At 55.2% G+C, this 22,150-nt stretch carries 21 protein-coding genes; 8 read left to right on the forward strand and 13 right to left on the reverse strand.

Annotated features, from left to right (window positions below; genetic code table 11):
- Nucleotides 1-15: 15 nt before the first annotated feature.
- From HUN04_17175 to HUN04_17195, 5 genes are read right to left on the reverse strand one after another with little or no spacing between them, the layout of a single operon-like run.
- Nucleotides 16-825, reverse strand: a complete 810-nt coding sequence (locus HUN04_17175) for an SDR family oxidoreductase (protein ID WDP91335.1) — start codon at nt 823-825, stop codon at nt 16-18.
- On the reverse strand, nt 818-1,744 hold the full coding sequence (locus HUN04_17180) for a bile acid:sodium symporter family protein (GenBank protein WDP91336.1): 927 nt from the start codon (nt 1,742-1,744) through the stop codon (nt 818-820). Before HUN04_17180 ends, HUN04_17175 begins: the two co-directional genes overlap by 8 nt.
- A gap of 53 nt (nt 1,745-1,797) precedes the next feature.
- A complete protein-coding gene (locus HUN04_17185; protein ID WDP91337.1) occupies nt 1,798-3,486 on the reverse strand; it encodes a thiamine pyrophosphate-binding protein in 1,689 nt (562 codons plus the stop codon).
- A 54-nt stretch (nt 3,487-3,540) separates the two neighbouring features.
- On the reverse strand, nt 3,541-4,401 hold the full coding sequence (locus HUN04_17190) for an SDR family oxidoreductase (GenBank protein ID WDP91338.1): 861 nt from the start codon (nt 4,399-4,401) through the stop codon (nt 3,541-3,543).
- Nucleotides 4,398-4,967: a TetR/AcrR family transcriptional regulator gene (locus tag HUN04_17195; GenBank protein WDP91339.1), complete on the reverse strand. Its 570-nt coding sequence runs from the start codon at nt 4,965-4,967 to the stop codon at nt 4,398-4,400. Before HUN04_17195 ends, HUN04_17190 begins: the two co-directional genes overlap by 4 nt.
- 307 nt (nt 4,968-5,274) lie before the next feature.
- On the opposite strand from HUN04_17195, the gene HUN04_17200 reads away from it, so the two are divergent.
- The 6 genes from HUN04_17200 to HUN04_17225 all read left to right on the forward strand — a co-directional run bounded on the left by HUN04_17200 (nt 5,275) and on the right by HUN04_17225 (nt 11,064).
- Nucleotides 5,275-5,508 carry a hypothetical protein gene (locus HUN04_17200; protein WDP91340.1) on the forward strand — a complete coding sequence of 78 codons (234 nt, stop codon included), beginning with the start codon at nt 5,275-5,277 and terminating at the stop codon, nt 5,506-5,508.
- 251 nt (nt 5,509-5,759) lie between these two features.
- A complete protein-coding gene (gene cfa, locus HUN04_17205; protein ID WDP91341.1) occupies nt 5,760-6,881 on the forward strand; it encodes a cyclopropane fatty acyl phospholipid synthase in 1,122 nt (373 codons plus the stop codon).
- Nucleotides 6,882-7,138: 257 nt separating this feature from the next.
- Nucleotides 7,139-8,677 carry a tetratricopeptide repeat protein gene (locus HUN04_17210; GenBank protein WDP91342.1) on the forward strand — a complete coding sequence of 513 codons (1,539 nt, stop codon included), beginning with the start codon at nt 7,139-7,141 and terminating at the stop codon, nt 8,675-8,677.
- A 185-nt stretch (nt 8,678-8,862) separates the two neighbouring features.
- Nucleotides 8,863-10,266 (forward strand): class II fumarate hydratase, encoded by a 1,404-nt coding sequence (gene fumC, locus HUN04_17215; protein WDP91343.1) that lies wholly within the window; start codon nt 8,863-8,865, stop codon nt 10,264-10,266.
- A gap of 68 nt (nt 10,267-10,334) precedes the next feature.
- Nucleotides 10,335-10,547: a hypothetical protein gene (locus HUN04_17220; GenBank protein WDP91344.1), complete on the forward strand. Its 213-nt coding sequence runs from the start codon at nt 10,335-10,337 to the stop codon at nt 10,545-10,547.
- A gap of 13 nt (nt 10,548-10,560) precedes the next feature.
- Nucleotides 10,561-11,064, forward strand: a complete 504-nt coding sequence (locus HUN04_17225; GenBank protein ID WDP91345.1) for a dihydrofolate reductase — start codon at nt 10,561-10,563, stop codon at nt 11,062-11,064.
- Nucleotides 11,065-11,212: 148 nt separating this feature from the next.
- On the opposite strand, the gene HUN04_17230 is transcribed toward HUN04_17225, so the two are convergent.
- The 8 genes from HUN04_17230 to HUN04_17265 all read right to left on the reverse strand — a co-directional run bounded on the left by HUN04_17230 (nt 11,213) and on the right by HUN04_17265 (nt 19,161).
- On the reverse strand, nt 11,213-11,716 hold the full coding sequence (locus HUN04_17230; protein WDP91346.1) for a hypothetical protein: 504 nt from the start codon (nt 11,714-11,716) through the stop codon (nt 11,213-11,215).
- Nucleotides 11,717-11,742: 26 nt separating this feature from the next.
- Entirely contained in the window at nt 11,743-13,875 is a 2,133-nt protein-coding gene (locus HUN04_17235; GenBank protein ID WDP91347.1) for a TonB-dependent receptor, read from the reverse strand.
- A 58-nt stretch (nt 13,876-13,933) separates the two neighbouring features.
- A complete protein-coding gene (locus tag HUN04_17240) occupies nt 13,934-14,266 on the reverse strand; it encodes an iron hydrogenase small subunit (GenBank protein ID WDP93327.1) in 333 nt (110 codons plus the stop codon).
- A gap of 5 nt (nt 14,267-14,271) precedes the next feature.
- Nucleotides 14,272-15,552 (reverse strand): 4Fe-4S binding protein, encoded by a 1,281-nt coding sequence (locus HUN04_17245; GenBank protein WDP91348.1) that lies wholly within the window; start codon nt 15,550-15,552, stop codon nt 14,272-14,274.
- A gap of 48 nt (nt 15,553-15,600) precedes the next feature.
- Entirely contained in the window at nt 15,601-16,383 is a 783-nt protein-coding gene (locus HUN04_17250) for a hypothetical protein (GenBank protein WDP91349.1), read from the reverse strand.
- A gap of 770 nt (nt 16,384-17,153) precedes the next feature.
- Nucleotides 17,154-17,474, reverse strand: coding sequence for a multidrug efflux SMR transporter (locus HUN04_17255; GenBank protein WDP91350.1), 321 nt, complete (start codon nt 17,472-17,474; stop codon nt 17,154-17,156).
- 124 nt (nt 17,475-17,598) lie between these two features.
- Nucleotides 17,599-17,919: a hypothetical protein gene (locus HUN04_17260; protein ID WDP91351.1), complete on the reverse strand. Its 321-nt coding sequence runs from the start codon at nt 17,917-17,919 to the stop codon at nt 17,599-17,601.
- Between the two features lie 477 nt (nt 17,920-18,396).
- Nucleotides 18,397-19,161, reverse strand: coding sequence for a histidinol-phosphatase (locus HUN04_17265; GenBank protein WDP91352.1), 765 nt, complete (start codon nt 19,159-19,161; stop codon nt 18,397-18,399).
- 199 nt (nt 19,162-19,360) lie between these two features.
- Between HUN04_17265 and HUN04_17270 the strand changes: the two genes are divergently transcribed.
- Entirely contained in the window at nt 19,361-19,954 is a 594-nt protein-coding gene (locus HUN04_17270; GenBank protein ID WDP91353.1) for a TetR/AcrR family transcriptional regulator, read from the forward strand.
- A complete protein-coding gene (locus HUN04_17275; GenBank protein WDP91354.1) occupies nt 19,951-22,146 on the forward strand; it encodes an acetate--CoA ligase family protein in 2,196 nt (731 codons plus the stop codon). Before HUN04_17270 ends, HUN04_17275 begins: the two co-directional genes overlap by 4 nt.
- Nucleotides 22,147-22,150: the final 4 nt, after the last annotated feature.

A 22,150-nucleotide genomic window follows, 5' to 3' on the forward strand; every position in this document is an offset into this window, starting at 1 on the left:
TTTATTGCTCCGGTTTCATTTCAATTCTGAACTGAACTGCCGTGTCATGAGCCGTTCATAAAGCGTCGGCTTCAACCGTGAAATCAGGTATCCCAGTTTTCCGAAGAAGGTGAAGACCATCATGGGGCGTTCCTTCTCCACGCCTTTTCTGATCTGGGCGGCGACGAACCCGGGCGTCTGCTGCTTTCCGATCCGGGTCTGTTTGTGGCGGGTTATATTGCCGTCGCCGCCCAGGGCGCGGGTCTGCAGATTGGTCTCGATGAATCCGGGGCAGATGATCATGACGTGGACCCCCCGATGCCGCAATTCACACCGCAGAGAGGTGAAAAAACCGTGGAGCGCATGTTTGGATGCGGCATATCCGCAACGGGCGAGCAAGGGGGCAATTCCTGCAATGGATTCGTTGACGACGATACTGCCCCGGCTGTCCAGCAGATGGGCAAGGGCCGCCTTTGTCATATACACCGAACCGAAAAAGTTGACGGCCATGACCTTTTCCACCACCGAAACCGTTGTTTCTTCAAACAGGCTTCTTTGGGTGATCCCCGCGTTATTGAACAGAAGATCAATGGAGCCGAACCGCTTTATGGTTTCTTCCACTGTCTGTTTGCAGGCATGCTCATCCGTGACATCACATTCAAGGGCAAGAACATCATGGTTTTTGGATTCAAATTCCTGTTGCCTGAGGGCGAGGGTTTCGCCGTCCATATCTGCCAGAACGATGTTGGCGCCGGCACCTGCAAATTCCCAGGCCGTGGCAAGGCCGATGCCCGACGCGCCTCCGGTGATGAGAACGGTTTTCCCGCCAAAAGAGCGCCTAGGCACGGGTCACCCCCAAATTCTGTTTTTTGATTCTGGCAAAGAAAAAGGCGGTGGCAAGCCCGGCAATAATATGCCAGATGCCCCACCAGGCAACCAGAATGGCCATTCCCCCCAGGCCGTCAAAAAAGTTAAACACAAGAATCAGGCCCAGGGCGGAATTCTGAATCCCCACTTCCACACACACCGCCCTGCAGTCGGGTTCGGGCAGCCCCATTAATTTGCCGGCCCAGTAACCGATGTTCAATGCCAGGGCATTATGAAGAAGCACGGCGAAGACCACAATGCCCACATAGCTTAAAAAGTGCTGCCAGTTGGCAGCCAGGGCCCCGCAGACGATGAGGATGAAAAAGACCAGGGAAAATATCTTAAAGGGTTTTCTCACCTTTTCGGCAAGGCCCGGCATATATTTGCCGATGCTCATCCCAAGGATCAGGGGAATTCCCAGAATCAGGAATACGGCGATAAAAACGTCCACAGGATCAAGGCTGACCCGGCGCAGGATGGGTTCCGTGGCCGGGTTCAGGCGGCCCCAAAGGGAGAGGTTCAAGGGTGTCATGAAAATGGCGGCCACGGTGGATACGGCTGTCATGGAGATGGACACCGCGCTGTTCCCCCTGGCCAGGTAGGTAATGATGTTGGACAGGTTTCCCCCGGGGCATGCCGCCACCAGCATCATGCCCAGCGCAATGGAGGGGTAGGGCTTTAAAATCATCACCAGCAGAAAGGTAAAGGCCGGCAACAGGATGAACTGGGCCGCAAGCCCTATGGCCGGCGCTTTGGGGCTTGCAATAATTCGTTTAAAATCTTCAAAACGTAATTCAATGGCCACCCCAAGCATCATCAGGCCGATGGCCCCGTTGATGATGGCAATGCCCGCCGGGTTGAAATTCAATTGAACCTGGTCAAGTGCCGCTGGATCCATATTCCCCCCTTTCGCCCCGTATCCGGGGCGCCTGCATTTTGAAAATTTACATTTTAAGCTTTATAGGCCCCTACGTTTGCCAATGCCATGGAGGCCGGGCTCACCGTTGTGGGATCGGTCATCACGTTGATGCAGCAGACCTTTCCCGAGGCAAAGGCATCTTCCAGGGCCGGGCGTATATCCTTGGGATCTTCCACCAGGTAGCCTTTGCCGCCGATGGCCTCCACCATCTTATGGTAGTCCACCCGGCCGATATAGGTGCCGTCTTCAATGGCGTGGCCGATACGGATTTCCTGTGAATGGCGTATCATACCCCAGCCGAGATCGTTGGAAATCACGACCACGATGGGGTTGTTTTTCCGGATGGCGGTTTCAAATTCCATGAAATTGAATCCCACAGACCCGTCTCCGGTCATCAGGCAGACCCGCTTGTCCGGGTTCAGCAGTTTGGCGGTATTGGCATAGGGCAGCCCCACGGCCAGGGATCCGAAAATCCCGTAATCCAGGTAGGCCCCCGCCTTTTTCATTGTCCGTGTCATGCCCAGCCAGGTGGTGGTGTCCCCGCCGTCTGCAATCACAATATCGTCTTCGCCGTCCATAAACTGGTTGACCTCCTGGGCCAGGCGCATGGGGTGGACGGGGAGATTCTCCGATGCCCAGTCGTTCTGGGACAGGGCCTTGCCGTCCTCATGGGCCTTGTTCAGCTTTTCGACCCAGGGGGTGAATTGGTCCTTGAATTGTTTATACCCGGTTTCCAGATGGTCGTTGCAGGCCGAAAGGAATCCCTTGATATCGGATACAACAGGCAGGTCCACCGTCCGGTTCCGGCCGATCTCATCGGGCTGGATATCCACCTGGGCGATTTTGGCTTCCGGGTTAAAGATATCCCCGAACAGGTAGTAAAGGGAGATCCGGGTGCCCAGCACAACGACCAGGTCGGTTTCGATATAGGCGGCAAACCCGGCACCGGGGCGGATCGCCAGGGCGCCTTCAAAACATAGGGGATGCTCGTCGGACAGGATCCCCCGGCCGGAGAGGTTGGTAAAAAGCGGAATGCCGGTGGCTTCAATAAAGGTTTTGAGTTCCTCTTCGGCATGGGCCTGCCAGGCGCCCGTTCCAGCAATGACCAGGGGATTTTTGGACTCCGAGAGCATGTCCAGAAGGGCCTTTGCCTTGTCCGGATCGGCAGGGTTGGAAACAACGGTGGTCGCTGTTTTCCGCACGGCGGCCGGGTCCACAGGGGTGTTGAGCACATCAATGGGAAATTCAAGGTAAACCGGTCCGGGGCGGCCGCTTTCGGCAATCCTGAAGGCCATGTCCACGTATTCGTTCACCCGTTCGGCCTTCATGCAGACCAGGGCCTTTTTGACCATGGGCCGGATAACGTCTGCCTGGGGCATATCCTGCAGATCAAGCCTTTCCTTGTTGTCCAGCCCGACGCAGCCTGCGATCAGGACCAGGGGGGTGTTGGAGAAATGGGCACTGGCCACCCCGGTGAGGGCATTGGTGAACCCCGGGCCGGCCGTAACCATTGCCACGCCGGCCCTGCGGGTCATTTTGCCGTAGGCTTCGGCCATAAACAGGGCAGACTGTTCGTGGCGGGTGTCATAGATTTTGATGTCAGATCCTTCAAGATACTGGTAAATGGGGGTGATATGCCCCCCGCTCAAAGAGAAAATATAATCGATCTTCCTGTCAATTAACGCCTTTGCCGTAAGTTCAGCGCCTGTAATCGTTTCCATCTTCACTCCTTTTTCATATATTGTAGAATCCAAAAAACGGTTTGTCTTACATTTTTAAAGCTCCATGAGCTGGCCGCCGCAGATGTTCAGGGCCTGGCCGGTCACATAGGACGATTGATCCGATGCCAGGAATGCCGCCATATCCGCCACCTCCGCAGGCGTTCCGATCCGGCCGAGGGGAATAGACTCACACATTTTGCGTTCCTGTTCTTCCACGGTGGTGTTCAGAAACTGGGCTTCAAGGCCGAACCGCCATTTTTCAAGGTCGGTCATAATCTGCCCCGGGCAGATGGCATTTACTCTGATCTTAAGGCCTGAGAGTTCTCTGGCCATCACCTTGGTCAGCATGATCACCCCTGCCTTGGAGACGGCGTATGCCCCGTTGAACAGAGGCGGTACCTTGCCGGCCCTGGATGCGGTGTTGATAATGGCGCCGCCCTTTTCCTGCATCAGCGGGACAATGGCTTTAGACACCCTGAACACCCCGTGCAGATTGACGTCCACTGTTTTGAGCCAGGCAGTCTCATCATAGGTATGCACCCCGTTGGGGACCCCGAAGGTCGCGCCGGCGTTGTTGCATAGAATATCCACCCGGCCGAATTGGTTTTTCACTTTGTCAGCCATGGCCTGGACAAGCGCCATGTCCGTCACATCCACATTGACTGCCAGGGTTTCTATGGCATATTCGCGGGCCAGTTCATCAACAATGGTTTCCATTTCAGATACGGAGCCGGTTTTGACGTCGGCCTCACACCCTTTGGCATCTCCGAAATCGGCGATAACAACGTTGGCGCCCATGGCGGCAAACTTCTTTGCAATGGCATACCCGATCCCTGTTTTTTTGCCTGCACCGGTGACCAGTGCGGTTTTTCCCTTTAACGAACTCACACGTCCTCCTTTTGATGGCAAGGTCATTTCAACACAATGGCCTGGATTAGTTTGGTGACACTATAATCGTAAATCTCCTTGTAGTTTTGATTCTTCAATGCCGTATGTTCCAGTTTTTTAAACTGCAGCAGCCCGTGCAGGGTGCCCCAGAACATGATGGAAAATTTTTCGGCGTCCTCATCCGCAAAAAGCCCGTCCTGCTGGCCGGAAATAATGATTTCCTGAATGATTTCCAGAATCCTGCTGGCCGACAGGTCGATCCTCAGTTTCAAATCCTTTTGGAAGAACACCTTTGATGCGGACAAAAAGTAGTTGATAACGTTAAAATATTCTTTTTGTGTTTCAGTAAAATCAAAGTACGCCAGGGCAATATGGCGCAGTTTCTGATCCTGCCCCACGGAGTTGGCGGCAATCTTTTTTATTTCGTCGTACAGAATCCCGATCCCTTCTTCCTGGAGAGCGGTAAAAATATCTTCCTTGTTTTTATAGTAGAAATAGATGGTCCCCACACCCAGCTCCGCCTCTTTGGCGATTTTGCTGATGGAGATTTTTTCAATACCCTGGGAAAACAACAGGTCCCGTGCTGCATCCAAAATTTGATTTCGTCGTGTCTGCTTTTCTAATTTGCGTCGTTCTTTTACACCCATGTTTCCACCACTATTTATTTTAAGAACCATATACTATTTTCGAATGGTGTTCGAAAAATGATATACATTTTATAATTCCGGATTGTCAATAAAATATTTTAATTTAAAGGAATATATTAATATATGGAGTATGGATTGAGGATGATGAATATGATCAATCCAGCCATAACCCTCTTATCCTCTGGTTGACATGGTGGGAGGATAAATATAATATTCATTATTAGAACAATACTCGAAATAATAAGGATAACCCATGGACGGTCAATTTAAACTGTACTGCGAGTACATTCATTGCTGTGGAAAAAAGGCGGTTGAATTAGGCGAAACAGAGAGTGAAAAAGCAGCAAAGCAATGGTGCCGTGAGCAAACCATCATGAAAAAGCGCCCAAAGCTTCCAAAGACCGATCTTATCAGGACCTGCCCGGTGGTCCATTGCCCTGCCAAACTCCAGATTCCGGTATATGGTTACCGCAAGGTCACGGGGTGATTTTTTGCCACCGTTGACGGTATTTTGATTGACATCCGGATCCAATCTTCCTCTTGGTTTTGAATTGGGATCTATGCTAATATATTACCCGGCTTGAGACTCATGGATCACTTTTCAGATGGTCGGCGGTGACTTGAGCTGTCCTTTATTTTCATGCCCCAGCGGCCGGCCTGTCAGTCTCTTGCAGCCACAAGTATTCAGCCGCAGTCCCAAGCGGTATCTTTAGGTTTTGAAAAAAGGCAGGTGCTGTCATGGAAAAGAAACCTTTTGAAACAATGGTAAGGGATGTGTTTGCTTTAGCGGATATTGAAGTGAACGGCAACCATCCCTGGGATATCCGGGTAAAGGATGAGTCGTTCTATAAAAGACTGGCCGCCGGAGGCTCCCTCGCCCTGGGGGAAAGCTATATGGACGGGTGGTGGGAATGTGAGGCCCTGGATCTGTTTTTCGAGCGGATTCTGGCCGTCCGGATAGACCGGCAGGCCAAGAGAACCCTTAAAGCCTTGTGGTACGGCATCAAGGCCAGCCTGACCAGTTCCCCCGGCCGGTTCCGGGCCTTTGATATCGGCCGCCGCCACTATGATCTGGGCAATGAATTGTTCGCTTTAATGCTGGATAAATGGATGAACTATTCCTGTGCCTATTGGAAGGAGGCACAGGGACTGGAACAGGCCCAGGAAGCCAAGATGGACCTGATCTGCCGGAAACTCGCCCTGGCCCCCGGCATGCGGGTCCTGGATATCGGCTGCGGCTGGGGCGGGCTGGCGGCATACATGGCCGAACATTACCAGGTCCAGGTTGTGGGCATCACCGTTTCCCGGGAACAGGTAAATATGGCCCGGCAGCGCTGCAAGGGCCTGCCGGTAACCATATCTCTGATTGACTACCGGGATATGAAAGAGCAGTTTGACCGTATTGTTTCGGTGGGGATGTTTGAACATGTCGGGGCAAGGCATTACCGGACCTTCATGAAGGTCGTCAGGCGGTGCCTGGCCCCCCAGGGCCTTTTTTTACTCCATACCATCGCCGGCAACCGGTCGGTGAGAAGCTGCGATCCCTGGATCAGGCGGTACATTTTTCCAAATTCCATGCTGCCGTCCAGCCAGCAGATATCAGCGGCCTCGGAAAAATTGATGGTTCTGGAGGACTGGCACAGTTTTGGACCCGACTACGACCCGACGCTGATGGCATGGTACAAAAATTTTGTAAAAAACTGGGATCTGATCAAATCCGATTACGACCACCGGTTTTTCCGCATGTGGTCCTATTATCTTCTGGTCTGTGCGGGGTCATTCAGGTCCCGGCGGAATCAGTTATGGCAGATCGTTTTTTCCAGGGACGGGTTTCGTCCGAAATATGAGAGTGTCCGATAGTGGTTTTGTCAAAGGCCGTTTAAGTTTTTTTCGCTGCCGTTGCCCATTTTTTATCAGCCCCTCAGGCGGGAAAAATTTTCCCGCCTGAGGGGCCTTATGCCCTGTCACAAAAAACGGGATGTGCCTGTAATGTATTAATAATAAACGGGTTTCAGAGAAACGCCTTCGCCGCCTTTCCGTCTGGCACGCCGGTTGCTCTGTATATAAGGGACCGGCAAGAAATGCTTGCCACAAATCCCATGATGAGGAGCCGACGAATGCTTTCTGCACAGACGAAGAATGAGATCGATTCCCTTGCCGCCAATGCAAGCCGGGACGATCAATACAATGCCGTGTTGTTTCAGTATGCCCTCAACGCCTTTTCCAATGGAGAGTGCGGAGGGGCCGTTTACGCCCTGAATGCGCTTAAACGGCTGAGCCCCGGCATTGCAGAAGTGCATTACAGCCTGGGGCTGATTCATCACTCCCTGGACAATCGGGCCGAAGCGGTTATCTCCTTTCAAAATGCACTGGCCATTCGGTCCACCTATGTTGATGCCTGGCTGAATCTTGGCAAGGTGCAGATGCAGGACGGCAAACTCAAGGATGCCGTCGACAGTTTTGTCCGGGTGGTGCAGATTGATCCTCAACGGGACCAGGCCTTCCGTTTTCTGGGCGATATCTACCGGGAACTGGGGTATTTCAAAGAGGCCATCGACGCCTATGGTGCTGAACTGGCCCTGGTGCCGGACCGTCTGGACTGCCGTCTGGATATCGGTCTGACCTATCTGAGTCAGGGGAAGTTCCCCGAAGCCGCCATCGAGTTCCAGGAAATCCTGGCCGTTGATCCGACAATTTCAGAGGTCCATTTCAACCTGGGGCTTACCTTTCACAAACAGCAGAAGCTCCACCTGGCGGAGTCTGCCTACCGGCAGGCATTAAAGGCCAATCCGAAAAATGTAGGGGCCCACAATAATCTGGGAATCGTATTGGATATTCTGGGACGATCCCAGGAGGCGGTGGCCCATTACGAGGAAATCCTCAAGATTGAACCGGAAAACCAGGGGGTACGCCATATTCTTGCCGCCCTGACCGGGAAACAGGTGAAAAATGCCGTTCCGGAATATGTGGTACCGCTTTTTGACCAATATTCAGATGGGTTTGACGTGGAACTGGTAAAGCATCTTAAATATACCGTTCCGGCCAAGCTTAAAGAGGCTGTGGCCGGCTGCCGCAAGGAAGTGAACCATTTTGAACATGTGCTGGATCTGGGCTGCGGCACGGGGATGTGCGGAGAAGCCTTCTGGGATAGGGCAACCCGGATCACCGGTGTGGATCTTTCTTCCAAGATGCTGGGGCAGGCCTTGAGAAAGGGCGTCTACGACGACCTGCATAACCTGGATATCGTCGAATTCCTGGAAAAGCGGCAGACCCTTTATGATCTTTTTCTGGCCGCGGATGTTTTCATCTACGTGGGCGACCTGGATGCCGTCTTCCGGGCCGTGCGCCAGCGGTCCAAACCGGGCGCACTCTTTGCGTTTTCAGTGGAACGATGGGAGGGCGATTCCTTCTGGCTCCGTTCCTCCGGACGCTACGCCCACAGCCGCCGGTATATCCGGAGGCTGGCGGCCAGGTACGGGTTTACCCTGAAAACCGATCTCTCCACGGGCATCCGGCTGGAGAACGATAAGTGGATTGATGGAGATATCTATATCCTGAAGAGTCCGGAATTTGTATCCGACACCTTGTTTGCCGGGGAAAAGACAGTACGCCTCCCTGCCGGAAGAGGGGCTTCGGCCCAGGTCCTGGCCGGATAATCCTCTGATCCGGCCTGGGCGGCCGGCAACCCCATAGCGGTCCTTATCCGGCCCGGGTCACCGCCGCAGAACGGTGGCCCGGGCCGTGTTCCTTTCAAAAAGAGTCTCTCACTGTTCTTGCATAACCGTCATTGCGGTTTTATCTTATTAAAATACAAACGATGAAAATCAGGCGGAGGTAAGGCATGGAAACTCGGATGGAAAAGGATACCATGGGGGAGGTGAGGGTCCCGGCCCATGTCTATTGGGGGGCCCAGACCCAGCGGTCTTTGGAAAATTTCGCCATCGGCGGTGAACCCATGCCCCGGGAAATCATAGGGGCTTTCGGGTATGTGAAAAAAGCCTCAGCCGCCATCAACAGGGATATGGGGCTTCTGTCCGGGGAGACCGCCGCACTGATCACCAGGGTCTGCGATGAAATCATCGGGGGGGAACTGGACGATAATTTCCCGTTGAAGGTCTGGCAGACGGGATCCGGTACCCAGACCAATATGAACGTGAACGAGGTGATCTCCAACCGGGCCCATGTGCTGGCGGGAAATACCCTGGGCCAGGGGCGGCCGGCCATTCATCCCAATGACCATGTGAACCGTTCCCAGTCATCCAATGATACCTTTCCCGGTGCCATGCATGTGGCTGCGGTGATGGCCTTAAAGTCGGGAACCCTTCCCGGGCTTGCCACTTTGGGCAATGCCCTGGATCAAAAATCCCGGGCCTGGCAGGATATTGTCAAAACCGGGCGGACCCATTTCATGGATGCGGTGCCCATCACCCTGGGCCAGGAGTTCTCCGGGTATGCCGCCATGGTCTCCCGGGGAATCTCACAGATTGAGGCCGGCCTTGCCCGGCTTTATGAACTGGCCCTGGGGGGAACGGCCGTGGGCACCGGGCTGAACGCACCGGAGGGGTTTGACAGGGCCGTGGCGGCGGAACTGGCCCGGCTCACCGGACATCCCTTTATTGCATCGCCCAACAAGTTTGAATCCCTGGCCGCCCATGACGGCCTGGTGGCGGCCCACGGGACCTTGAGGGCCATGGCCGTCAGCCTAATGAAAATCGCCAACGATATCCGCATGCTGGGGTCCGGTCCCCGGTGCGGGATCGGGGAACTGCGCTTGCCGGCCAATGAGCCCGGCTCTTCAATCATGCCGGGGAAGGTCAACCCCACCCAGGCCGAGGCACTGACCATGGTCTGCGCCCAGGTCATGGGAAATGATACCGTCCTCTCCGTGGCCGGGGCCTCGGGGCATTTTGAGCTGAATGTGTTCAAACCGGTGATCGCCTATAATTTTCTGCAGTCGGCCCGGCTGCTGGGGGAGGCGGCCCTCTCCTTTGCCCGGCATTGCGTTGAGGGGCTTGAACCGGATTTGGAGACCATCGGCCGCCACCTTGACAACTCCCTGATGCTGGTGACGGCCTTGAATCCCCATATCGGGTATGACAAGGCCGCCCGGATTGCCAAATACGCCCATGAAAAGAAGATCACCCTGGAGCAGGCCGCCGATGACCTGGGGATCCTGGCACCGGAGGAATTCCGGCGGCTGGTGGTGCCGGCTCAAATGACCGGCCCCCTGGCGGCGGATCCTTGATAAAGGCACCTTTAGGACGGCGCCTTGAGGGCGGTTCCATTGAAACCTGAATAAAAAAGGAGTATACCATGGCAGATGTCGCCGTATTCAAAGCCTACCCCTTTAAGGTGGGGCAGAAAATACGCATTGAGGCCTCCCCCAGGGCGGGGGACTGGGAAGTTATCGGGGTGACCGAGAATAAGGTCACCCTGCGCTGCCCCATATCGAAAAAGGAATTTACCTGGAGCCGGTTCTGCTATCTTTCCGAGCAGAAAGAACAGGAATGGCCGAAACAAGATTGAAAAGGGAAAATACATGGATGTGATTCTGCTCATGGCCACCACCCTGGACGGGATGATCGCCAGGGATTCTAATCAGCTGGTGGACTGGACCGGAAAGGCCGATAAGAAATATTTCGTTCAGGTCACCCGTGAGGCCGGTGCCATGATCATGGGCTCCAAAACCTATGACACCATCGGTTTTCCCCTGCCGGGGCGGTTGAATATCGTCATGACCCGGAACAAAAGCCGGGTGAGTGATGACGACAACCTGGTCTACACGGACCAGGCCCCTGGTGAGATTCTAAGGGACCTTGAACAAAAGGGGTATGAACGGGTGACCCTCATCGGCGGTGCCCTGGTCAATTCCCTGTTTGCCCGGGAGAACCTCATCACCGAGGTCCACCTCACCCTGGTGCCCAAGCTGTTCGGCACCGGCCTTTCCCTGTTCAACCGGGAGCTGGACATGGATCTTGAACTCAGGGAATACCGTGAGCTGGACAAGGGACACCTGCTCATGATCTACGATGTAAATAACTGAGGAAATGGCCCCATGGCTGAAACTGTGAAAAAGAAAAAAAATCCCTTTGCCCGGCTGCTGGACTGGATCTCCAGGGGAACCCGGCGGGCTGAAAAGAAAGGGCAGGGCGCCTGCCGGTCCTGAGGCCCCAGGAAATGACCGGCCTGGTTCAGGCCGTCAGAGATCTGGGTGCCGGCTTCCCGGCCCCGTCCAGACGCACCTTCCAGATTTCCCGGTGGATCTGCCAGACAGCCCGGATTACGGCTTTGTTCATGAGGTCGGAAAGCCCGTAGCCTTCGGTGGCATGGGGATCAATCCAGAGATAGACCATCCGGCCGGGAAACTGCTCCCACATCCTGGCACGGGACAGGGCCCATGCCAGGCCGCCGATGATGGGAAAGGATTTGGCCATCCACTGGACATGCTGGTCAAATATTTTCTGATTCCAGACGTGAAGGGTTCCCGGCACCCCGGACAGGTCCAGGGCACCGGTGATGATGGCCAGGTCCGCCCCCAGGATGTAGCCGGTGGCATATTTGGAATCAAGGGCCAGATAGGCATACTCAATATCCTCTCCTGAAGCGGTTTCAGCCATTTTTTCCAGGACGGCGCATCCGGCGCCCAGATCCCCCTGGAGCACATCGCCCAATCCCATGATCATGATTTTTTTCATATTTTCCCCTTCGCTGTGTTGCGGGGCTAAAACACAATCTTGTAGTAACAGGAAAAGTTTCTGCCTGCCTCCTTGAGTGCCATGCCCCGGGATGTGGCCAGAAAATTGCTGTAATCCTCGTCAAAAAGGTTGGTGACGCCGAAACTCAGTTCGTGGTCCGCGCCCAGGGCATGGAACCTGTATCCCGCTTTGAGATCCAGGGTCTGCCAGCTTTGAGACGGGGTCTGGCCGCCGCCCACCCGGTCCTGGGCGTCGGCCCATTCATGGGAGAGCTTGGCCCACCATCCGCCGGTGAGCCCGCTGAAATCCTGGTTCCACTCCAGGTCGGAACGGGCGTTTAGGGGGGCGATATAGGGCAGGGCCTCGCCGGTGGTTTTGTTGTCCCCCCGGGCCCATGCCAGGCTGGCTGAGAGTTTGAGCTGGGGCAGAAGCCTTACCTCCCCTGAGAGCTCAGCGCCGTAAATTCTGGCGTTATCTACGTTTTCCATCTCAATGCGGGAGGCGCTGACCTGCTGTTCCGTGATCATTTCCCTGATGCGGTTGCAATAGGCGGTTCCTGAAACCCTGAGCTTCCCGGAGACAAAGTGGAGGCCTGTTTCAAAAAAACGGGACTGTTCCGGCTCCAGGTCCGGGTTGCCGTGGAGGCTGATACCGCCGCCCAGGTTCACATACTTGAACCGGTCCATGAGGTCCGGCGGCCGGAAGCTTAAGGCGGCAAGGGCCGTGGCAGACCAGCGGGGGGCGATCTGCCAGGTCAGGCCGGCCTGGCCCTGGAAGCTGGCATCCGCTTCGGTTTTTCCCTCCCTGACCCGGGTGAGGGCCATGGCCGGGGAGGGCGGCGAGATCCAATTGTAAAGGTCGTCGCTTTTGACCCGGGTGGCGTCCACCCTGCCCCCCAGGTTCAGGCTGAGGCTGTCGGACAGGGACCAGGTATCTTCGGCAAAGAATCCGCCGACGGTCTGGGAGAGGTTGCCCAGGCTGGAATCAATTCCAATCAGCCCGTTTTTGAAGTCTTTGATCCGATGGGTGTTGTCGATCCGCCACTGCCAGGCCTCCAGGCCCAGCACCGGTGTATGGTCACCGATGTTGAAATGGCTGGTCCAGTTGATTCCCAGGGTGGCGTGGTCGGCCCCGGGGGCCACCGACACCAGGGGGGAGGCGGCGGGGAATTCATCCAGAATGACCCGCCGGTCCACCTCCTGGAAGAAGAGCCTTATTTTTGATTGGGTCAGGATGCTTTCTTCCGGGGTCAGGGTATGGGTGGCGGAGCCCAGAACCCTGCGGGTGGTGGGAAAGGTGGCGTCGGGTCCCTGGGGCAGGGCCAGGCCCTTGCCGGGGATGCCGACGTTCTGCCCCTCCATGACCTGAAGGTTTACCTCGGTTTCGTTTTTTTCACTCCATCTATGCCCGCCGGCCAGCCGGCCGTAGAGATCCCGGAACTGGCTGTTGTGGACAAGGGTGCTGCCGGCACTTTCCCGTTCTTCATAATCCCGGTATCCGCCGGAGCCGAGGATCCAGGTGTTTTTGCCTTCGTAGAGGCCCAGGCCGTAGGCGCCGTAGCCCCCGGGATTGGTGGCGGCCTCGGTCCGTATTTCAGTCCGGGTATGGGGGACCAGGGCGTACCCCCCCCTTCTGGTGATCACGTTGACCACCCCGCCCATGGCCCCCCATCCGTAAAGGGCGGAAATCGGCCCTTTGAGTACTTCGATCCGTTCGATGTCGCTGGGGTTGATCAGGCCGAACCGGGCGTTGATGTCCGTGGCCGTATTGACCCTGCAGCCGTCGATGAGGAAGAGCACGCTGTTCCGGCTCAATCCCCGGATGTTGATATCCGATCCCCAGGGGGAGTCCGAGGTCTTTTCCACGCCGGGGATGAGCCGGGTGATGTCCGTGAGGCTGACCGGCCGGGACCGGTCAATTTCGGGGGAGAGGATCACCCCCACACCTCCCGGGGTGCTGGAGGCGGTTTGGGGGAGTCCCCGGGCCGTTACCACCAGCGGATCAAGATCGGTGACACCCCCCTGGGTGTCGGTGGATGCCGTTTCCCGGGCAAGCACCCGGGAGGATGAGAGGGAGGATGAGAGAAGAAAAAGAGCAGCCGCCAGGACAAAGAGCAGTCCCAGGCGGGGGGAGCGGCGAAACGGGATTACAGGCATCATGTTTGATATTCCAGATAGAGGGCCGGCCCCTGACAGGGCCGGCCCCGTGTTGCTATGGTTAGAGGTTCAGTTCAAATCCCTTTTCCTTGAGGGCCTTTATCCGTCTGCTCCGGTCGATATAATGGGTGTGGAGCAGGTGGTGGGACATGTGGCCGCAGGGGCCGTCATGCAGAAACCCTTTCTTTGGATCGTAGAGCTTCTGAATCATGGGGTTATCCTGGGATTTGCGGATTTTGTACATTTTGGCGTCGGCCCGGTAAACAGACTTCTGCCGGGCCTCTACCAAATCCGTTTCCCCGGCCAGGGCCGTGGTGGCCAGCGGGCCGCCTACGGCCGCATATCCTGCGGTCAGGCCGGCGGCTTTGATGAATCCCCGCCTTGAAATGCTCATTTTTTTCATATGATACCTCCTTTGGAAACCTGGCGGCCCGGTGAAATCCCCAGCCGCTTATTCATGGCAAGTCTGATGGTCCGGGCCAGGGAGGCTGTGCGCACCTCCGGATCCAGGGGCTGGCCCCCGCCGTTGACGCAGCCCCCCGGACAGGTCATGATTTCAATGAAATGATAGTCCGCCTTTCCGGCCCTGACCTGGTCGCAGAGCTTGGCCGCGTTGTCGAGACCGCTGGCCACCGCCACCTTCACCGTTCCGAAACTGGGCACCTTGATGGCTGCCGTATTGATCCCTTCCCGGGTCCGCACCAGCTTGATGGCCGGGTCTTTCAGGGCCTTGCCGGACAATTCCTCATAGGCCAGGCGCAGGGCCGCCTCCATGACGCCGCCGCTGTTGCCGAAGATGGTGGCCGCGCCCGTGGACTGGCCCAGTACAGGGTCTGGATCCCGGTCCGGCAGGCCCGCAAAGTTGATACCCGCCCGTTTGATCATGTGGGCCAGTTCCCGGGTATTGATGGTGGCGTCGATATCCCTGAAACCGGAATCGGCCATCTCCTCACGCAGCCCTTCGTATTTTTTGGCGATACAGGGCATGATGGAGACGGTGTAGATTTTTTCGGGCCGGGTATGGGTTTCATGGGCGCCATAGGTCTTGGCCAGGGGGCCGAGCATGGCGATGGGGGACTTGCAGGTGGAGACATGGGGCAGAAGGTCCGGGTAAAAGGATTCCACGAACTTGATCCACCCGGGACAGCAGGAGGTGAACTGGGGAAGGGGCTTGCCCTTTTCCGGTTTGGCGATGCGGTGGATCAGTTCCGTGCCCTCCTCCATGATGGTGAGGTCTGCCGTAAACTCGTTGTCCCAGACATAGTCAAAGCCAAGGGCCTTGAGTGCGGCGTGCATCTTGCCGCCCCCATAGGTGCCCGCGGGCTGGCCGAAACACTCTGCCAGGCCGTAGCGCACGGCAGGGGCGGGCATGGAAACAACCACCGTATCCGGATCATTGAGCTTTTCAAAGATCTCTTCCACATAACTGACCCCTTCGTAGATGGCGCCGGCCGGGCAGTTAAGCAGGCACTGGCCGCAGTTGATGCAGGCCGCCGGATTGACCACCTGGCGAATGCCCTCTTCGTTGATGGGCTGGATGGCACCGGTGACGCAGTGACTGTCACATTCACCGCAGGCCTCGCACTTGGTGGCATCCACCTGGACAAAGAATATGGTGTCCGGGTCCGTACCCCTTGGCGGAGCGTTGTTTACGTACATGACGTTTTCCATTTCCTGCATAGACTCTTTCTCCTTAATTTTTAAGTTTCAGGGTTTATGGACTGCGCCTCAGGCAGCCCTGTCTTGGGCCAGGGGGTTGAACACCGCTTCCATTGTGCGGCATAACCGCCTGGACTCATCTTCTGATCCTGTAAATCCGATCCAGCACTCCCAGGCCTGGTCATCCGGCGCAAATTCGCCGCTGCCAAGCCTTTTGAACAATGGGGTCCTGTCATGGTCAAAGATATGGCTGAACAATACGATGTGCCGGATCAGCCTTGCCTCGTCCGATTCTCCCCCCATGTCCCGGTAGGTGGTCATGAGGGTCTCCCTGACCCTGGGGTAGAGGTAGAACCTGAAATTCTGGAGCCGCCTGGCCAGTCCGGCCATGATCCAGTCGTGGTTTTTATGAACAAGGGCTTTGCGCAGCTGGCCTTTGTGGTCCTCTATGGCGGTCAGGATTTTCTTTTCTAGATCCCGGGTACTGTTGTTGTCCGGAAGGTAGCCCGTGCGCCAGGCTGCCAGATCCTCACCGATTTTTTGGGCCATGGTGTCGTCTTCTAGTGCATCAGCCAGTTTTGCGGGAGGCAGGCTAAGGTCCTTGTCCAGATCCAGGAATACCGTTTTAACGGTATAGTCCCAGGCCGTCCCCGATTCATTGTCTGTCCGTTCCTTCACAATCCAGGCGCATTGGAGCCTGGCCCGGGCCGATGCATCGGCAATTACCCTGAAGCCGAAGTCCTGGGTGACAAAGGGCCGGTTTTTGAAAAGCCCCCGGTGGTGAAGGTCAAATACAGAGGGGACCCGGTATTTAGGCTGGTAAATAATAAAAAAACCCTGCGGGATTTCCATGGCAATGCTCTCCTTTCCCCGGATGCCGGTCTCCTTGCCTGCCGGGGCGAGGGCCCAGGGCAGGTAAGGGGTTGATTCGGCACGGGATTGGGCAAAGACAGGCATAGAACAAAAGACAGGCGCCCCATGATTGACACCATGGACTCAGGGTGGTAAAGAAAAGAACGCTCCCTGCCCCCGTAAAGGCGCGGCACGGGGCCTGACCGGGGAAGGCTGCACTGCTCTTTGACCGGAACCTGGTGCGGCCTTCCCCCCTCTTTCTATCTTAAACCTGTGCTGTTATTTGGTTTTTAGTTCTTTTTTATCCTCCGTAATATCTCCCCCAAAAAAAAAGCCAAGAATTCCTGGGTGCAATCAGGCCTTCTTGGCTTATCTATATACTTTTAAAACTGCTGTTACATAGCGGTTCAATTTCAATTGAACCTGTTTGAAGAAGTAATTACTTCAAGGCTTCCGTAGTTGTCAAGCTTAAAGTTGAGGGCGGCAGGGCAAACGAATATAGATTTCAGGGTCAACCCGGGTAAATGTCCAGTATTGTTAATTTGTTCCCTATTTTTTTGTGTATGTATGCAGCCCCCGGCAATTGACATAAACGACGCAAACCTCGGTGCCCAGGCCTTGGGCGGGGAAGGGGGCTCCGCGGCGTGGAGGGCTGCCGGCGCCAGGACGGCATAGGCGGCAGCCCGAATCACTTCTCTGCGGGTCAGGACGACCCGCGGAGATTTAGAGGCGCCCCCTTCCCGTTCAAGGCCGGGTCTGTGGCGCTCTTTTTACGTATTTTCGCAGAGGTTGAGCATCACCACACCGACCACGATGATCAGAATGGAAACCACCTTCATCAGACTGACCGGCTCCTTAAAAAAAGCCATACCGATAATTGAAACCAGAAGTATGCCGACTCCGGCCCAGAGGGCATAAACAAAACTCAGGTCAAAATGTTTCAGAACAAAAATAAAGATGCTGAAAGAAATGCCGTAAAATACAAAGGTCAGCAGGGAAGCATACCAGTTGGAAAAACCATTTGACAATTTCATACAGGTTGATCCGGCCAGCTCAGCCAATATCGCCAGTGATAACAGTATCCAATGCATGAAATCCCCTTTGTTTGTTGTATCTGATACCCTGTAAGTGAACTGAATAAATTTGTTAATATATTAAATGAAACATTAAAGCGTCCCTTCACCGGGCGGCTGTGGAAGTTTTATTGGGCACGCTTTATTTTATCGTTTTATATTCCATTAATTCAATAGGAGCACCATTAACTTCTATAAATGCTACGGTTAGGCCTTCGCTTGGTGAATTCGGTTCTATGATAACCTTTTTACCTTCAAGTTCTTTTGCTAAGTTTTCAACTTCAAAAGCAACGTGAGGAATATTTTTAACCAACTCGGGATATGGAGCACCTTCCCAAAAGCGCATCCATTGAATACCGTATGGGTTATTCTCGTGATCTGAAACAGTCATTTTTAAATGAGGCAACTCTATTTCATCTTCAAATCTTTCAGTTATCGGAATACCTAAATGGCTATACTTCATAGTTGTTAAACCTTACAATATAAAATCATCAATTATTGGGTTAGCACTTAACAAATAATCATATGGATATAAGCAACATGAATACTTGAGTGTTATCCGGCAGTAAAGGTAATTGGAGAATAAACGTAGTCTGGGAATTTTGGCAAGCCTTTTTCTTCGAAGCTGTTCTCCTACGGCAAGGTTTGAAAGAGAAAGGCAAGACCCGGCCTTGAACGGGGAGGGCTCCCGGCTAAATCTCCGCAGGTCGTCCTGATCCGCTCCGGAGCGAGCGGCCTGCCGGATGGTGCCGTCCTGGCATCCGGCAGTCTGCACGCCGCCGGCGAGACCTCCCCGCCCAAGGCCTGGACACCGAGGGGGGATCCGTCTGGCCGGAGATAAATTAATTGTGCTGGGAATTTGCCGCCGCCGGGTTATGCCTCTTAAAAAACATTTCAACTGTTTACTTGGTTGCTATTTTAGTGTGCGGATCCTGCTTGATTATATCCTATTGAAATATTGTCCAAGGTATTCAGGGGAATGGGCGTCGGAGCCGAGGCGGATGGGGATGTCCCTTTTTTGGGCCTCGGTGACGATCCAGGGTGAGGGGTAAAAGGATGCGGTCGGATGGTTGAGGCCGTTGGTGTTGATTTCCATTTTCATGCCGGCGGCGGCCAGTGCGTCCAGGGTATTGAGGACAAGGGGCCTGTACCAGGGGGCGGTTTCGTCAAAGTATTTGTTGGCTTTATTGTGTTTTTTAATGACATCCAGGTGGCCGACGATGTCAAACCATCCGGTGGCGGCCGCCTCCTGAATCAGGGTGTAATACCGGGTGCAGAAAGCTTGTATGTCCTTGTCAAAGAGGTGTTCCAGGGTTTCAAGGAATTCATCTTCCCGGCCGTTGACCATAAAGTGTTTTCCATCCTTTTCAATGCCGTGGATGGAGACCATGGGCATCTCCCATCCCATGTCTGCAATCTCTTTTATCCAGTCCTTCTGCTCCGGGAGATATTCCATTTCAAGGCCGGCCAGGATGGTGAGGTCCGGGCTGTATTTGTCCCGGGCCAGGCGGATCTCATTCCGGTAGGCCTCAATTTCCTCCCGGTCCATGGCATAGCGGGTGGGGTAGGGCAGGGGCATGTGGTCGGTGACGGCGATGGCGGCCAGCCCTTTTTCAAGGGCGGATGCGGCCAGGCGGTCAATGGATGTGCGGCCGTCGGAATAGCGGGAGTGCATGTGGCAGTCCATGGTGGGGTCTATTGTCAAAAGGTGCCTCCGAAATAATTTATTGTCATTCTTTGTTCCAATATACCATTGGGGGATTAGTTATTCGTTAGCATGCCTTCATCCTATGGCCGGGCCGGGAAAAAAGCAAGGCAGGGGTTTTAATTCTTGACAGGATGATTTTTTGTGAGTAAGTGTTACTCACCCAATGCATTAAACATGATTACAGGAAGATGAGGGAATGAAGCACCAGGGAAAAACAAATCCGCCGGGCAGGATACGAATAATGGATTCCTTTGCCGAACTGATGGCCCAAAAGGATTTCCAATCCATTACCACGGCGGAAATCGCAAGGAATGCTTCGGTCACCGAAGGTCTTATCTATAAGTATTTCAAGGATAAAAAGGCGCTGCTCTACCAGGTCCTGGGGGACCATTTCGCAGTGGTTCAGAATAAAATAGAAGACCGGATTTCCCGGGAATCGGGCAGCATTGAAAAATTGCACAAAATCATTTCCACCAGCCTGGAGTGCTACGGCGAAAACCGGATCCTGGCCCGGATGCTCATGCTGGAGGTCAGAAATTCCCCGGCATTTTTTGATTCCGGGGCCTATGGCCTGGTGCGGCGCTATGCCGCCACCATCCTCGAGGTCATTGAGCAGGGAATTGCCGGCGGAGAAATCCAGGCCGGCACCGATCCCCAGCTGGTGCGAAAGGTGATTCTCGGGGCCATTGAACATGCCTGTCTGGGGGAAATTATCTTTGGCAGGGAACTGGAGATTGAGACAACCGCCAGCGGAATTTCAGATATTGTATTTAACGGAGTGAGATCATGACGGGATTAGAACGGGTAGGGGAAAGTATCGACAAGTACATGGCATCCGGCATTTCCAGCCTTAATGAAGACGAGGCAAAAGAGATTTTCAGGCACCTGGGAATGCCGGTGGTGGAAGAGCGAAAAGCCAAAGGCCTTGATCAGGTCCTGGCGGCCGGGGACGAACTGGGGTATCCCCTGGTGCTCAAGGGAATAGGAAAAGATATACTGCATAAGACCGAGGCCGGACTGGTCATGGTGGGAATCCCTTCACCCCAGCGCCTTGAAGAGGCCGTATCAACCATTGAAGAGCGGGCGGGAAAGGATCTGGAATCCTTCCTGGTCCAGCCCATGGTCCAGGGCAAGCGGGAGCTTGTGGCCGGGCTGTTCAGGGATGAACAGTTCGGGCCCGTGGTCATGTTCGGCCTGGGCGGGGTGCTCACAGAGGCCCTGGAGGATATTGTCTTTAAGATCGCCCCATTGGACGAGGCCGACCTGGAGGAGATGGTGGAAGGGCTCAAGGCCAAAAAACTGCTGGGGCCCTTCCGGGGGGAGGCCGCCGTTGACAGGGACGCGTTGAAGCGGGTGCTGCAGGGACTCTCGGATCTGGCCATGGCCTGCCCCCAGGTGAAAGAGGTGGATATCAATCCCCTGATCGTCGGGCCCGACGGCACACCCGTGGCCGTGGACGGCCTCATGGTCCTGGGGGAGGCGGCTGAACCCAGGGTGTCGAAGTTCAACATTGACCTGATGAAGCTTAACACCTGCTATTATCCGGAGACCATCGCCTTTGTCGGTGCCTCGGCCACCCCGGGGAAATGGGGCCATATGCTGCCAACCAATACCTTTGCCCGGGATTTCAAGGGGCGGGTCTTCCTGGTCAACCCCAAGGGGGGGACCATCATGGGGCGCAAGGTTTACAAAAGCCTGGCCGATATCCCCTGCGATGTGGACCTGGCGGTAGTGACGGTGCCGGCCCACCGGGTCATGGACCTGATTCCGGAAATGGAAGCCAAAAAAGTAAAGGGGATGCTGCTCATCACCTCGGGATTCAGGGAAGTCGGGGCAGAGGGGCGACGGCTGGAAGACGAAATCATGGAAAAGGCGGCCGCCGCCGGTATCCTGGTCCTGGGGCCCAACACCATGGGGGTTTGTAATCCCCATGCCCAGTTTTATACCACGGCCGCCAATGCCTACCCCCTTCCCGGCTCCACCGCCCTGGTCTGCCAGTCCGGCAACATGGGCACCCAGCTGCTGGCCTTTGCCGAGCAGCAGGATATCGGCATAAGGGCTTTTTCAGGGTCGGGCAATGAAGCCATGGTCACCATTGAGGATTATATGGAAGCCTTTGAGCGTGATGAGCTGACCCGGACAGTGGTCCTCTACCTTGAAAGCGTCAAGGACGGCCGGCGGTTTTTCGAATCCGCTTCCCGGGTTTCCCGGAAAAAGCCGGTGGTGGTGCTCAAGGGCGGAAGGACATCCATGGGGGAACAGGCCGCTTCCTCCCATACCGGTGCCATGGCTTCCGATGCCAAGGTTTTCAATGCGGCCTGCGCCCAGGCCGGCATCATCCAGGTGGAGCAGCCCATGGAGCTTCTGGATCTTTCGGCGGTTTTCTCCTCCCTGCCCATGCCCAAAGGCAACCGGGTGGCCATCATGACCCTGGGCGGGGGGTGGGGGGTGGTAACCACCGACCTCTGTGCCGAATACGGCCTTGAGGTGCCCCAGCTTTCTCCGGGGATCATCGACCGTTTGAACAAGATTCTGCCCGATTACTGGAGCCACGGCAATCCCGTGGATATTGTGGGCGAGGGGGATATGAATATCCCCAAAACCTGTATGGAAGAGCTGCTTAAATGGGAGGGGTGCGACGCCGTGATCCACCTGGGCATCCACGGCAAACGGATTTTGGCCGATGCCATGATCAATTCCATCGTTAAAACCGATCCGGACATTGATGACGCCGCGGCCGCCCCGTTCAAGGAGTCACTGATCCAGGCGGAAGAGGAATATACCGAATACGTGGTGGGCCTGACCCAGAAATACGAAAAGCCCGTGCTGGGCGTCAGCCTGCTCACCGACGAGGAGAGCCGCACACTTTACAGGTATGATAATACGGATTATAAGGGGGTATTTTTTCCGTCCCCGGAACGGGCGGTGAAGGCACTGGCCGGTATGGTCCGGTATCAGGACTGGCTCGGGAAGCGCGTGTAACTGA

The sequence above is a fragment of the Desulfobacter sp. genome (assembly GCA_028768525.1).
Taxonomy (GTDB): domain Bacteria; phylum Desulfobacterota; class Desulfobacteria; order Desulfobacterales; family Desulfobacteraceae; genus Desulfobacter.